The following is a 14,019-nucleotide window of genomic DNA, read 5'->3' as shown; positions in this document are numbered from 1 at the left end:
ACATCAACTCCTAACGCTTGTGGCCTGTGTCGAGCTTGTGTTCCAAATGAATGGAATAGCGCGACATACCAAAACAGAAAATCCAGAACACCAGGGCCGCGAATACATAGCCTTCAGTGGCCATGCCCAGCCATTTGGGGTCGGCGGCAGCTTGCTTGACGCTGTTGAGCAGGTCGAACAGGCCGATGATGATCACCAGGCTGGTGTCCTTGAACAGCGCAATAAACGTATTGACGATGCCCGGGATCACCAGCTTCAGGGCTTGCGGCAGAATCACCAGGCCCATGCTGCGCCAGTAACCCAGGCCCATCGCTGCGGCCGCTTCGTACTGGCCCTTGGGAATTGCCTGCAAGCCACCGCGCACCACTTCCGCCACATAGGCCGACTGGAACAGGATCACGCCGATCAACGCCCGCAGCAACTTGTCGATGCCCATGCCTTCCGGCAGGAACAACGGCAGCATCACCGAAGACATGAACAGCACGGTGATCAACGGCACGCCGCGCCAGAATTCGATGAAGGTCACGCAGACCACACGAATCGCCGGCATGTTCGAACGCCGCCCCAGCGCCAGCAGGATGCCCAGCGGCAAGGCGCCGGCGATGCCGACGGTGGCGATCACCAGGGTCAGCATCAGGCCGCCCCATTGGCTGGTGGCCACGTTGGCCAGGCCGAACACCCCGCCATGCAGCAGGCAGAAGGCGATGATCGGGTACAGCACCAGGAAGCTCAGGCCGTAGATCGCCTTGCGCTTGAAGCGCGAGATGAACAACGGCGCCACGCCAACGATGGCCAGCCATACGGTCAGGTCCACGCGCCAGCGCAAGTCGGCGGGGTAGTAGCCGTACATGAACTGCCCGAAGCGCTGTTGGATAAACACCCAGCAGGCGCCCTCTTTGGTGCAATCGGCGCGGGTGGTCCCGACCCAGTTGGCGTCGAGGATGGCCCAGTGCAGGATCGGCGGCACCACCAGATAAACCAGGTAGAACGCCAGCAACGTCAACAGGGTATTGAGCCAACTGGAAAACAGGTTGGCGCGCATCCATGCCACCGGGCCGAAGACTTTGCTCGGCGGCGGCATATCAGGTTTGAAAGTATGCGAACTCATGTGCGTTTCCTCACCGCTCGATCAGCGCAATGCGCTTGTTGTACCAGTTCATCAGCAGGGAAATGCTGATGCTGATCGCCAGGTACACGCTCATGGTGATGGCAATGACTTCGATGGCCTGGCCGGTCTGGTTGAGCACCGTGCCGGCAAACAGCGAAACCATTTCCGGGTAACCGATACCGGCGGCCAACGACGAGTTCTTCGCCAGGTTCAGGTATTGGCTGGTCAGCGGCGGAATGATCACTCGCAGGGCCTGCGGGATGATGACCTTGCGCAGCGTCGGCCCAGGGCGCAGGCCCAGGGAGCGTGCAGCTTCGGTCTGGCCGTGGCTGACGGACTTGATGCCCGAACGCACGATCTCGGCGATAAACGCTGCCGTGTACACGGTAAGCGCCAGCGTCAACGCCAGCAGTTCAGGGATCAATACCCAGCCGCCGACAAAGTTGAAGCCTTGCAGCTTGGGCATTTCCCAGTGCAGCGGCGCGCCGAAAACCAGGGCACACAGCGTCGGGATCACGATGAACAGCGCCAGGCCCGCCCAGAACTTATGGAACGGTACGCCGGTGGCTTCAAAGCGCTTGTTGGCCCAACGTGCCATCAGCACGATGGCCACGATGGCGACGACGATGCTGACCACAAACGGCCAGAACCCATCAGCCGCCAGCGCGGCCGGCATGTTCAGGCCCCGGCTGCTGACAAAGAAGGTATCGCCGAAGTTATGGCTGTTACGCGGCCCCGGCATGGTCAGGAACACCGCGAAATACCAGAACAGGATCTGCAACAGCGGCGGAATGTTGCGGAACACTTCCACATACACGGTCGCCAGCTTGTTGATCATCCAGTTCGGCGACAGCCGCGCCACGCCGATGACAAACCCGAGCAGCGTCGCGAGGATCACGCCGATAAAGGTCACCAGCAAGGTGTTGAGCAAACCGATGACAAAGACCCGGGCATAGCTGTCCGATTCGGTGTAGTCGATCAAATGCTGCGCGATGCCGAAGCCGGCACTGCGTTCAAGAAAGTCGAAACCCGAGGTAATGCCCCGGTGTTGAAGGTTGGTCTGGGTATTGTTGAAGAGGTACCAGCCCAGCGAGACCACCGCCACAATCGTGATGATCTGGAAGAGCCACGCACGCACTTTGGGATCGCTGAAGCTGAGCTTCTGCTTTGGTGCGCCGATTTGATTTTGCATGAAGTGCCCCGGTAGTAATGGAACAGAACATCACCCGGCGGTTGGCCCACCGGGTGATTGAACCATCAGCGATCAGCGCACAGGTGGTGCGTATTGAATGCCGCCGGCGTTCCACAGCGCGTTCAGGCCACGGTCGATTTCCAGTGGGGTGCTCTTGCCCAGGTTGCGCTCGAACACTTCACCGTAGTTACCGACTTGCTTGACGATCTGTACAACCCAGTCTTTCTTAACTTTCAGGTCTTTGCCGTATTCGCCATCAGCACCCAACAGACGGGCTACGTCAGGGTTCTTGGTGGACTTGGCTTCAGCTTCCACGTTTTTGGAGGTGATGCCGGCTTCTTCAGCGTTGAGCATGGCGTAGCCAACCCAGCGCACGATGGCCAGCCACTCGTCGTCGCCGTTACGCACGACCGGGCCCAGCGGCTCCTTGGAAATGGTTTCCGGCAGAACCACGTAGTCTTTCGGCGCGGCCAACTTGCTGCGCTGGGCGAACAGTTGGGACTTGTCGGAAGTCAGCACGTCGCAACGACCGGATTCCAGCGACTTGGCGCTTTCATCGGAGGTGTCGAAGGTGATCGGGGTGTATTTCAGGCCGTTGCCGCGGAAGTAGTCGGAAACGTTCAGCTCGGTGGTGGTACCGGCCTGGATGCAGATGGTTGCACCGTCCAGTTCCTTGGCACTTTTAACGCCCAGCTTGTTGTTTACCAGGAAGCCGATGCCGTCGTAGTAAGTGATGAAGCCCGGGAATTTCAGGCCCATGCCGGCGTCGCGGGAGCTGGTCATGGTGGTGTTACGGGACAGGATGTCGACTTCGCCCGATTGCAGCGCGGTGAAACGCTCCTTGGCGTTCAACTGGCTGAATTTGACCTTGGTTGCATCACCGAACACAGCAGCAGCTACAGCGCGGCAAACGTCAGCGTCGATCCCCAGGATCTTGCCGCTGGCATCCGGTACCGAGAAACCCGGCAGACCGTCACTCACGCCGCATTGCACAAAGCCTTTCTTCTGTACAGCGTCCAGGGTGGCGCCGGCTTGGGCGAAACCGCTGACACCCAGTACAGCCGCCGCGCAAACGATGGCCAGGGTGGATTTCAATACCTTCATTCAAACCTCCAGTTTTGCTCTTGTTGTGTCGGAGCTCGAACCCCACCGCACCCTTTTGAGGCGACCTTGACCCGTGTTGGCTTTTTTTGGGGTCAAACGGTTCGGGGCTGTCGCTATAAGTCCAGTTGCTATCCCACAAGCGGCAGTCACTGATAGTGTTACCGCCGTAAGAGAGACCTGACATCGCTGAATGCATAGCAAGCGCCGTACCAGAGTCACGGCTGAGTCGTTTCAGCCCATGGTCAAGCGCAAAAGATTCAACCTTGCGACATCTACTTAACAGATCCACTCGTTACGCACCGTTCCGACGCACCCATTCGGAGCGCACGCACATATATGGAGCAGACATGACCGAACCCTTGATTCTTCAGCCCGCCAAGCCCGCAGACGCCTGCGTAATCTGGTTGCATGGCCTGGGTGCCGATCGCTACGACTTCCTGCCCGTGGCCGAAGCCCTGCAGGAAAACTTGTTGACCACCCGTTTCGTTTTGCCCCAGGCGCCGACCCGCCCGGTGACCATCAACGGTGGTTACGAGATGCCAAGCTGGTACGACATCAAGGCCATGAGCCCGGCCCGCTCGATCAGCCTGCAAGAGCTGGAAGAATCGTCAGCAATGGTCACCGATCTGATCGAAACGCAAAAAAGGACCGGAATAGACGCCTCGCGGATTTTCCTTGCAGGCTTTTCCCAGGGCGGCGCCGTGGTCTTCCACACCGCGTTCCTGAACTGGCAGGGCCCATTGGGTGGCGTGATTGCCCTCTCGACCTACGCGCCGACCTTCAGTGACGAGCTGGAACTGTCGGCCAGCCAGCAACGCATTCCCACCCTCTGCCTGCATGGCCAGTACGACGATGTGGTGCAAAACGCCATGGGCCGTAGCGCCTACGAGCATTTGAAGAGCCGTGGTGTCACCGTGACATGGCAGGAATACCCAATGGGCCACGAAGTGTTACCCGAGGAGATACGTGATATCGGCGCCTGGTTGACCGCTCGCCTGGGCTGAAAACCAGCGTTTATGTAGCCGTATGACAGACGCACTACGCCGCGCCCGATTCTTGCATTACACTGGCCGGCGTATATTCCTTAACCAATTAATGAGATCACCGTGCTCAAAGCACTTAAGAAGATGTTCGGCAAAAGCGAGGCTGAGCCGCTCGCGCCTGTTCCCAGTGCTCCTGTCCCCACGCCCGGCAGCCGCAACGACGGTAAACAGCCCGGCCGGACCGCACCTGTCACCCCGGCGCAGACGCCAACGGTGACCCGCCCCGAGCCGGTGAACGCCGAAGAGGCTGCACCCGCACCGGCCCCCAAGCCTCGCCGCGAACGCGCACCAAAGCCGCCGGTGATCCCATGGAAACTCGAAGACTTCGTCGTCGAGCCCCAGGAAGGCAAAACCCGCTTCCACGATTTCAAACTGGCCCCGGAACTGATGCACGCCATCCAGGACCTGGGTTTCCCGTATTGCACGCCGATCCAGGCGCAGGTGCTGGGTTTCACCCTTGCCGGCAAAGACGCCATCGGCCGCGCCCAGACCGGCACCGGCAAGACCGCCGCGTTCCTGATCTCGATCATTACCCAGCTGCTGCAGACGCCGCCGCCCAAAGAGCGCTACATGGGTGAACCACGCGCACTGATCATCGCCCCGACCCGGGAGCTGGTGGTACAGATCGCCAAGGACGCCGCCGACCTGACCAAGTACACCGGCCTCAACGTCATGACGTTCGTGGGCGGCATGGACTTCGACAAGCAGCTCAAGCACCTCGAAGCCCGTCATTGCGACATCCTGGTGGCCACCCCTGGCCGCCTGCTGGACTTCAACCAGCGCGGCGACGTGCACCTGGACATGGTCGAAGTGATGGTGCTGGACGAAGCCGACCGCATGCTCGACATGGGTTTCATCCCACAAGTGCGTCAGATCATTCGCCAGACCCCGCCGAAAGCCGAGCGCCAGACCCTGCTGTTCTCCGCGACCTTCACCGAAGACGTGATGAACCTCGCCAAGCAGTGGACCACTGACCCGTCCATCGTCGAGATCGAAGCGCTCAACGTCGCCAGCGAAAACGTCGAGCAACACATCTACGCCGTGGCCGGTGCCGACAAGTACAAGCTGCTCTACAACCTGGTCAACGACAACGGTTGGGAGCGCGTGATGGTGTTCGCCAACCGCAAGGACGAAGTGCGCCGGATCGAGGAGCGCCTGGTGCGCGATGGCGTGAATGCCGCGCAACTGTCGGGCGATGTGCCACAGCACAAACGCATCAAGACCCTGGAAGGCTTCCGCGAAGGCAAGATCCGCGTGCTGGTGGCCACCGACGTGGCCGGGCGTGGGATTCACATCGACGGTATCAGCCACGTGATCAACTTCACCTTGCCGGAAGTGCCGGACGACTACGTGCACCGCATTGGCCGTACTGGCCGTGCAGGGGCCGCCGGTGTGTCGATCAGTTTTGCGGGCGAGGATGACTCGTATCAGTTGCCGTCGATCGAGACGCTGCTGGGGCGCAAGATCAGTTGCGAAACCCCGCCGACGCATCTATTGCGGGCTGTAGAACGCAAACGCCCTCAAGCCTGAAACGCGGTTAAAAATGTGGGAGGGGGCTTGCCCCCGATGGCGGTGGCACATTCAACATCTCTGTTGACTGATCCACAGCTATCAGGGGCAAGCCCCCTCCCACATTTGCTTCTGTGTTTAGCGTGCTACTTCCAGCGATCCGCAGCGGCGTGGTCGCTATCCCGCCCCTCCACCCAGCGCGCGCCTTGCGATGTGTTTTCCTTCTTCCAGAACGGCGCGCGGGTTTTCAGGTAGTCCATCACAAACGCACAGGCATCGAACGCGGCCTGGCGATGGGCGCTGGCTACCGCAACGAAGACGATCGGCTCGCCCGGCTCCAGCGCGCCGACACGGTGCAGCACTTCCAGCTTGAGCAATGGCCAGCGTTGCTCGGCCTCGACGGCGATCTTGCCGAGGGCCTTTTCAGTCATGCCGGGGTAGTGTTCCAGGAACATCCCCGACACGTCGCGGCCGTCATTGAAGTCGCGCACGTAGCCGACAAAACTCACCACCGCGCCCACGCCCACATTGGCCGCGTGCATGGCGTTCAGCTCCGCGCCCGGATCAAACGCCTCGGCCTGCACCCGAATGGCCATGCTCAGCCTCCGGTCACAGGCGGGAAAAACGCCACTTCATCACCGGCCTGCACAGGCTCGTCCAGCGAGCACAGCTCTTCGTTGCGCGCACACATCAGGCTGGCTTCGTTGAGCACTGCAAACTCCGGGTCACCGGCCAGCGCCAGGCGCACCGCATCGACGGTAGCGAAATCGCCTTCCATCTCCAGCGAATCGAAACCCACCGCTTCGGCGTAGCGTGCAAAAAACAGTACGTTGATGCTCATTGTTCATCCGCCTTGAAATGCCCGCTTTTGCCGCCGAGCTTTTCCAGCAGGCGAATACGTTCGATGGTCATGCCGCGATCCACGGCCTTGCACATATCGTAAAGGGTCAGCGCAGCGACACTGGCCGCGGTCAGCGCTTCCATCTCCACGCCGGTCTGGCCGCTGAGTTTGCAGCGCGCCACGATGTGCACGGCGTCCACGCCGTCGGCGCTCAGTTCAACCTTGACGCCAGTGAGCATCAGCGGGTGGCACAGCGGAATCAAATCACTGGTTTTCTTGGCCGCCTGGATCCCGGCAATGCGGGCCACGGCAAACACGTCGCCCTTGGGGTGGGCGCCGTCGACAATCATTTGCAGGGTCTCGGGCAGCATGCGCACGCGCGCTTCGGCCACCGCCTCACGGAACGTCACGGACTTGTCGGTGACGTCGACCATATGGGCGCGACCTTGGGAATCGAGATGAGTCAGCACAGGGATACTCCTGATCAGGAGCCCCGATTGTAAACCATGTGGGAGGGGGCGAGCCCCTCCCACATCAACCGCGTTTACAGGTGGGATTCGGCGTATTCGGCCAGAATCGAACGAGGTACCCCTTGCAGCGCAATGTGCACGCCGTTCGGGAAGTCTTTGAAGCGTTCCGTCAGGTACGTCAGCCCGGAGCTGGTCGCGGACAGGTAAGGGGTGTCGATCTGTGCCAGGTTGCCCAGGCACACCACTTTGGAGCCGGCGCCGGCACGCGTGATGATGGTTTTCATCTGGTGCGGCGTAAGGTTCTGGCACTCATCGATCAAAATCAGGCTCTGCTGGAAGCTGCGACCTCGGATGTAGTTGAGGGATTTGAACTGCAACGGCACTTTGCTGAGGATGTAGTCGACGCTGCCATGGGTGTTTTCGTCATCCATGTGCAAGGCTTCGAGGTTGTCGGTGATCGCCCCCAGCCACGGCTCCATTTTTTCCGCCTCGGTGCCGGGCAGGAAACCGATTTCCTGGTCCAGGCCCTGCACGCTGCGGGTGGCGATGATGCGGCGATAGCGTTTGGTCACCATGGTCTGCTCGATGGCGGCAGCCAGGGCGAGAATGGTTTTACCCGAACCTGCGGCGCCGGTCAGGTTGACCAGGTGGATGTCCGGGTCGAGCAGCGCATACAGCGCCAGGCTCTGGTAGATATCACGCGGTTTCAGGCCCCAGGCTTCCTGGTGCAACAGGGGTTCCTGATGCAGGTCGAGGATCAGCAGCTTGTCGACCTGGATCTCTTTGATCCAGCCCACAAAACCCTGTTCGTCGACGATGAATTCATTGATATGCACGGCCGGCAGGTTGTCGATCAGCTGTACCTGGTGCCAGGTGCGGCCGTGGTCCTGACGGGTTTCGACCTTGCTGACGCGGTCCCAGAACGAGCCGGTCATCATGTGATAACCACGGGACAGCATCGACACGTCGTCGACCAGTTGGTCGGTACTGTAGTCCTCGGCAGCGATCCCACACGCTCGGGCCTTGAGGCGCATATTGATGTCTTTGGTCACCAGCACCACACGCAGGTCCTTGTCGCGGGCGTGCAGGTCGATCAGTTGGTTGATGATTTTGTTGTCGTTGAGGTTTTCCGGCAGCAGGCTGTTGGGCTCCCTGCGCTTGCTCATCAGAATCGACAGCAAGCCCTTGGGCCCGCTTTTGCCACGCTGGATCGGTACGCCGACTTCGACATCCTCGGGCGAGGCTTCACCCAGGGTCTTGTCGATCAGGCGGATGGCCTGGCGGCATTCGGCGGCAACGCTGTGGTGGCCGCTTTTGAGTTTGTCGAGCTCCTCAAGCACGATCATCGGGATGGCGACGTGGTGTTCTTCGAAGTTAAGCAGCGCGTTTGGATCGTGGATCAGTACGTTGGTATCAAGCACATAAAGGATTGGCTGGTCGGAAGAAGGGTTACGTCCATGATCATCCATACTCGGTCACCTTTGTGGGAGCCAGTCGACGCAATACCTGGGCGGTGCTGCGCCTCGATTCGACCACCGACTGCACCTGAGTGACGTCAAGCGCAGTGCCCACATGAGGAGTCTTGGAAGACGCCACCTGTGTTGCAGGTTTCGGCGATCTGACTTCGTAATACCGCAAAACCCATGACAGGAAAAAGCACTTTGACGCTTTTTTGAAGTTTATTTTTCAGGATGACGAATAGCACTAGCCGAGTGCCAGGTACCCCGTTAAAGTCGGAAGTCCGCCTGCATCGAAATGTCGCAAAAAATCACCCCGATTTTGCCTTGAACCCAACAGGGCCGGGCACTTCAGCGAAACGCCTCGCGGCAGTCCTGCCAACCCAAGCCACTCTGCGCCGTTGCCTGCAATAACATCGGCAGTGCTACCCGCGCTTTGTCCTGGGTGTCGTGAAACACAATCACCCCTTTGCGCCACAACAGCATCAGCGTCAGCACCCGTTGCGCCGACTCATCGGCCTTGAGCTTGCCCGGTTCGTCCTGGGAGTCGATGTCCCACAACGCCACCTGCAAGCCTTGCGCTTGGAAAAAGCCTTGGCTGTCGGCACGACGTTGGCCGTAAGGGGGACGAAACAGCGGCACATAGTTTTCCGGCATCAGGTTCTGCGCCAGCGATGCGCTGCGGGTGATGGAGCTTTGCCAATCCACCCAATGGCTGTGGGAGCGGTACTGCCAGCCCTGGGTGCCCACGCACTGATCCTGGTACAGCGCCTGCACATCGGCGACCGAGCTGCGCTCCACGCGGGTTTGCAGGCTGCTGCCGAGGGCAAAGAACGTCGCGTTCATCTTCTGCTTGCGCAGGTAGTCGGTGAGCCAGTCGGTGTTGCCGCTGACCGGCGCCGGGCCGCCGTCGAAGGTCAACAGGAACAGCCGGTCGTTGAATTCATCGCCATTGCGCTCGTGGTCGCCAAAGCGTGCGACTTCGCTGCTGATCTGCGGGAACAACGCGGCCTTGCGCAGCAACTCATCCAGGTAGCGTTCATGGAATTGATGGCTGGGGGCGGCCCAGCCTATATAGAAGGAGTCTTCGCTGACCTGGAACTTGCCGGCCTGCTCGCGCAAATCGTCCATGTTTTCCACCAGGTAGCAGAATGAGGCATCGACCTCACAGCTCTGCTGGGCGAAGGTGTAGTTTTCCAGCAGGCGCTGCCAGAGCTGGCGGCGCAAGTCGTCGATGGCGGCCAGGTTGATGATTTTCAAGCCCAGGCGCTGCTTGAGCGCGGCCTCGTCCTGACTCTCAGTGGCCAGGAGGCTGTGGGCGAACATCAGGATTTCGGCGCGGGAGGCCACGTCGAACAGCGCCGGGCTGCCGAGCTTTTCGGGCCAGGTGGTGCGGTCCAGGCTGGCGACGTCCACCGGGGCGGCCTGGGTGGTCAGGCATAGCAGGCAGGCTGATAATAAAAGCGCTATACGCACGCAGGGGCTTCCTTTGCAGAGTTGGCGGGCACTATAGCCGATGATCGGGTGTATATCCGTTGCTGCGGTAACGGCGGCTTATGGTTCCGCCCTTACGGCGGGTCACTTTTGGAAAAGAGCCCCAAAAGTAACCAAAAGGGCTCTTGCCCCAACACTCGGCACCTCGCTTAGGCTCGGTGTGCCCTCACTCCGGCTTGAATCCGTGGGCCGCCGCCATGGGCCATCCTTGGCCCATCGCGGCTAACCCGGCGTCCTGCCGGGTTACCCACGGATTCAAGCCTGCGTTCGGCCAGCGTGTTTAACGGGGCGCCTAAGATCAAGATCAAGATCACGATCAAAAGCGCAGATCAAAAGACCGCTGACTTCGTCAGCGCAAAGGATGTAAGGGCCACAGCAAAAACAAAGCAAAGCAAAAACGCTTTTGATCTAACCACTCAGGTCGGCTACTAGGCCGCCGTGCCCTGCTTTTGATCTGCTTTGGCTTTTGATTTTGATCTGAAATCGCCCCGTCAACCACGCTGGCCGGAATTCGACAGTGATTTGGGGGGTAAACCGGCAGGGATGCCGGTTTAGCCGCCCCGCGCCATGGATGGCGCGTGGCGGCGGCCCCCCAAATCACTGTCGGATTACGGGCACACCGAGCCTAAGCGAGGTGCCGAGTGGTGGGGCGAGGACCTTTTGGTTACTTTTGGGTCCTTCCAAAAGTGACCCGCTGTAAGAGCGGAACCATAAGCAGCCGTTACCGCAGAAACGGATATGTACTCCACCCCCTATCACCACCATAGGTGGAGTCAAACGCCCCAACCCCCTAGAATCCCCCCCACGATTCCAGGAGCCAACCTCATGCTGATGGTGATTTCCCCCGCCAAAACCCTCGATTTCGAGTCAAAACCGGCAACCCCGCGCTTCACCCAGCCGCAATACCTCGACCACTCCCAGGAGCTGATCGAACAATTACGCGAACTGACCCCAGCGCAAATCAGCGAGTTGATGCACGTCTCCGATAAAATCGGCGGCCTTAACGCCGCGCGCTTCGGCAGCTGGACCCCCGACTTCACCCCCGCCAACGCCAAGCCGGCACTGCTGGCGTTCAAGGGTGACGTCTACACCGGCCTCAACGCCGAAACCTTCAGCGACGCCGACTTCAGCTACGCCCAGGACCACCTGCGCATGCTCTCAGGCCTGTACGGCCTGCTGCGCCCCCTGGACCTGATGATGCCGTATCGCCTGGAGATGGGCACCAAACTGGCCAACGCCCGTGGCAAGGACCTGTACGCGTTCTGGGGCACCCGCATCAGCGAGTGGCTCAACGAGGCCCTGGCCGAGCAAGGCGACGACGTGCTGCTCAACCTCGCCTCCAACGAATATTTCTCGGCGGTCAAACGCCCAGCCCTGAACGCACGGATCATCAACACCGAGTTCAAGGACCTGAAGAACGGCCAGTACAAAATCATCAGCTTCTACGCGAAAAAGGCCCGAGGCATGATGAGCCGCTTCGTGATCGAAGAACGCATCAACGACCCGGCCAAGCTCAAGCAGTTCGATGTGCAGGGTTATCGCTTCAATGCAGAGCAGTCCAAACCCGACAACCTGGTGTTTCTGCGCGATCACGCACCGGAATAAGGCCCTGCTCCGCTCTCACAGACACTAGAGATCAAATGCGGGAGGGGGCAAGCCCCTCCCACATTTTCATCTGCATTTCACACCAACAATCGTCATTATTTTGGCGTCAAAAAACATCCTTACACCTATCTAACATTTCTTTCACTCGACATTCGTCGTTTTTTTTCGTAGTGGCACCACTTTTTTTAATCAGTAGTGGCACAAAACTATCCCTGCGCGCCAACTCCCTGCAACTACTGGCCCAAATAGCAAGTGCTATCAATATAGTACTAGTGCCATCTTGCCTAATATTTCAAGAAATTTCCAAGAACAGGATGAGCGGCCAGGAACTTCACCTGAAAGCGCCGCTCATACCACCGGTAACGAAATTCTCTGTTCCTGTAAGAGATGACTTACATAACGACCCAAGGAAGTAGCGAAGTTGCCCCATCAACTTTGACTCATGGGTCACATCATCAACTGATATGAGTTGAGGGCGGCGATAAGGACTAATTGCTATCCCCTATAGGCCAAGGCAGCGCTTACCCAAATGTGTCGGTGCTAACGCTCAAGATATTGATAAATAAGGGCTCACAGCCTTTATCAAGACTCTACGGCGCCGGCGTCAGGCCCTTCCCCCAGGAAGGCTGGCTGCATTTGAGGGCAAGCCCCAATAACAAGGCCACGTTGCGCACAACTTGAGTGCAATAGTTAGTCACTCACTATTTAACATGCCAATACGCGGTAAGTCGGCGTCTATTCGCCTAACTTCCGTGGCATTTGTGACGCTTGCAAACATGAACTCCAGCCATCTAATGGCGTGATTTTAATATCGTCTTCAGTGACAAAGAGGTAAATGCGATGCGCATCAGCATATTTGGTTTGGGTTACGTTGGCGCAGTCTGTGCCGGTTGCCTGTCTGCCCGTGGCCACGAAGTGGTCGGCGTAGACATTTCCAAGGATAAGATCGACCTGATCAATGCAGGCAAATCGCCAATCGTTGAACCGGGTCTGGGCGAGCTGTTGAGCCAGGGTATCGAAACCGGCCGGCTGCGTGGCACCACCAACTTCGCCGACGCCATCCGCGATACCGACCTGTCGATGATCTGCGTCGGCACGCCGAGCAAGAAAAACGGCGACCTGGAACTCGATTACATTGAAGCCGTGTGCCGCGAGATCGGTTTTGTGCTGCGTGACAAAACCACCCGCCACACCGTCGTCGTTCGCAGCACCGTGTTGCCGGGTACCGTGGCCAACGTGGTGATCCCGATCCTCGAAGACTGCTCCGGCAAGAAAGCCGGCGTCGACTTCGGCGTCGCGGTCAACCCGGAATTCCTGCGTGAATCCACCGCCATCGCTGACTACGACCTGCCACCGATGACCGTCATCGGCGAGTTCGACAAAGCCTCCGGCGACGTCCTGCAATCCCTGTACGAAGAACTCGACGCACCGATCATCCGCAAGGACATCGCCGTTGCCGAAATGATCAAGTACACCTGCAACGTGTGGCACGCCACCAAGGTCACTTTCGCCAATGAGATCGGCAACATCGCCAAGGCCGTCGGCGTCGATGGTCGTGAAGTGATGGAAGTGGTCTGCCAGGACAAGACCCTCAACCTGTCCCAGTACTACATGCGCCCAGGCTTCGCGTTCGGCGGCTCGTGCCTGCCTAAAGACGTGCGCGCCCTGACCTACCGCGCCAGTTCCCTGGACGTGGAAGCGCCGCTGCTCAACTCGCTGATGCGCAGCAACGAATCCCAAGTGCAAAACGCCTTCGACATCGTTTCCAGCCACGACAAACGCAAAGTCGCCCTGCTGGGCCTGAGCTTCAAGGCCGGTACCGACGACCTGCGCGAAAGCCCGCTGGTGGAGCTGGCGGAAATGCTGATCGGCAAGGGCTTCGACCTGAGCATCTACGACAGCAACGTCGAGTACGCCCGTGTCCACGGCGCGAACAAGGACTACATCGAGGGGAAAATCCCGCACGTGTCGTCCCTGCTCAACTCCGATTTCGACGCAGTGATCAACAACTCCGACGTGATCATCCTGGGCAACCGCGATGAGAAATTCCGTGCCCTGGCGCAGAACGCACCGCACGGCAAGCAAGTCATCGACCTGGTGGGCTTCATGTCCAAGGCCACCTGTGCGACTGGCCGTACCGAAGGCATTTGCTGGTAACAGCAACGGCAAGTTTCGCGCTGCACGTGTCCTGATCCC

12 protein-coding genes are annotated in these 14,019 nt (G+C 59.3%); 4 read left to right on the top strand and 8 right to left on the bottom strand.

All coding sequences use genetic code 11. The annotated features are described in order from the left end of the window. Nucleotides 1-10: 10 nt before the first annotated feature. From CXQ82_RS05200 to CXQ82_RS05190, 3 genes are all read right to left on the bottom strand, one after another. Nucleotides 11-1,108: an amino acid ABC transporter permease gene (locus CXQ82_RS05200; protein WP_101266747.1), complete on the bottom strand. Its 1,098-nt coding sequence runs from the start codon at nucleotides 1,106-1,108 to the stop codon at nucleotides 11-13. 10 nt (nucleotides 1,109-1,118) lie between these two features. Continuing rightward, nucleotides 1,119-2,300, bottom strand: a complete 1,182-nt coding sequence (locus CXQ82_RS05195) for an amino acid ABC transporter permease (RefSeq protein ID WP_101266745.1) — start codon at nucleotides 2,298-2,300, stop codon at nucleotides 1,119-1,121. Between the two features lie 72 nt (nucleotides 2,301-2,372). Continuing rightward, nucleotides 2,373-3,404 (bottom strand): amino acid ABC transporter substrate-binding protein, encoded by a 1,032-nt coding sequence (locus tag CXQ82_RS05190; protein WP_101266743.1) that lies wholly within the window; start codon nucleotides 3,402-3,404, stop codon nucleotides 2,373-2,375. Nucleotides 3,405-3,751: 347 nt separating this feature from the next. Between CXQ82_RS05190 and CXQ82_RS05185 the strand changes: the two genes are divergently transcribed. Together CXQ82_RS05185 and rhlB are read left to right on the top strand one after the other, a co-directional pair. Beyond that, nucleotides 3,752-4,408 (top strand): alpha/beta hydrolase, encoded by a 657-nt coding sequence (locus tag CXQ82_RS05185; protein WP_101266741.1) that lies wholly within the window; start codon nucleotides 3,752-3,754, stop codon nucleotides 4,406-4,408. Nucleotides 4,409-4,510: 102 nt separating this feature from the next. After that, the gene (gene rhlB / locus CXQ82_RS05180; RefSeq protein WP_371917336.1) at nucleotides 4,511-5,977 is read left to right on the top strand and encodes an ATP-dependent RNA helicase RhlB; all 1,467 of its coding nucleotides are present in this window, start codon (nucleotides 4,511-4,513) and stop codon (nucleotides 5,975-5,977) included. Nucleotides 5,978-6,102: 125 nt separating this feature from the next. Here the strand turns inward: rhlB and moaE are convergent, their stop codons facing one another. The 5 genes from moaE to CXQ82_RS05155 form a co-directional block, all read right to left on the bottom strand. Next, nucleotides 6,103-6,552, bottom strand: a complete 450-nt coding sequence (moaE, locus tag CXQ82_RS05175; RefSeq protein ID WP_101266739.1) for a molybdopterin synthase catalytic subunit MoaE — start codon at nucleotides 6,550-6,552, stop codon at nucleotides 6,103-6,105. Between the two features lie 2 nt (nucleotides 6,553-6,554). Next, a complete protein-coding gene (gene moaD, locus CXQ82_RS05170; RefSeq protein WP_101266736.1) occupies nucleotides 6,555-6,797 on the bottom strand; it encodes a molybdopterin converting factor subunit 1 in 243 nt (80 codons plus the stop codon). Continuing rightward, on the bottom strand, nucleotides 6,794-7,267 hold the full coding sequence (moaC, locus tag CXQ82_RS05165) for a cyclic pyranopterin monophosphate synthase MoaC (RefSeq protein WP_101266733.1): 474 nt from the start codon (nucleotides 7,265-7,267) through the stop codon (nucleotides 6,794-6,796). Before moaC ends, moaD begins: the two co-directional genes overlap by 4 nt. Nucleotides 7,268-7,341: 74 nt before the next feature. Continuing rightward, nucleotides 7,342-8,736 carry a PhoH family protein gene (locus CXQ82_RS05160; protein WP_101266731.1) on the bottom strand — a complete coding sequence of 465 codons (1,395 nt, stop codon included), beginning with the start codon at nucleotides 8,734-8,736 and terminating at the stop codon, nucleotides 7,342-7,344. 339 nt (nucleotides 8,737-9,075) lie between these two features. Next, nucleotides 9,076-10,200: a polysaccharide deacetylase family protein gene (locus CXQ82_RS05155; RefSeq protein WP_101266730.1), complete on the bottom strand. Its 1,125-nt coding sequence runs from the start codon at nucleotides 10,198-10,200 to the stop codon at nucleotides 9,076-9,078. Nucleotides 10,201-11,043: 843 nt separating this feature from the next. Here CXQ82_RS05155 and yaaA point away from each other — a divergent pair. Both yaaA and CXQ82_RS05140 read left to right on the top strand, forming a co-directional pair. Then, nucleotides 11,044-11,823, top strand: coding sequence for a peroxide stress protein YaaA (yaaA, locus tag CXQ82_RS05145; protein ID WP_101266728.1), 780 nt, complete (start codon nucleotides 11,044-11,046; stop codon nucleotides 11,821-11,823). An 840-nt stretch (nucleotides 11,824-12,663) separates the two neighbouring features. Next, nucleotides 12,664-13,980, top strand: a complete 1,317-nt coding sequence (locus CXQ82_RS05140) for a nucleotide sugar dehydrogenase (RefSeq protein WP_101266726.1) — start codon at nucleotides 12,664-12,666, stop codon at nucleotides 13,978-13,980. Nucleotides 13,981-14,019: the final 39 nt, after the last annotated feature.

This window comes from Pseudomonas sp. S09G 359 (assembly GCF_002843605.1).
Classification (GTDB): domain Bacteria; phylum Pseudomonadota; class Gammaproteobacteria; order Pseudomonadales; family Pseudomonadaceae; genus Aquipseudomonas.
Note: the sequence above shows the minus strand (reverse complement) of the source record. Positions and strands in the feature narration are given on the sequence as shown.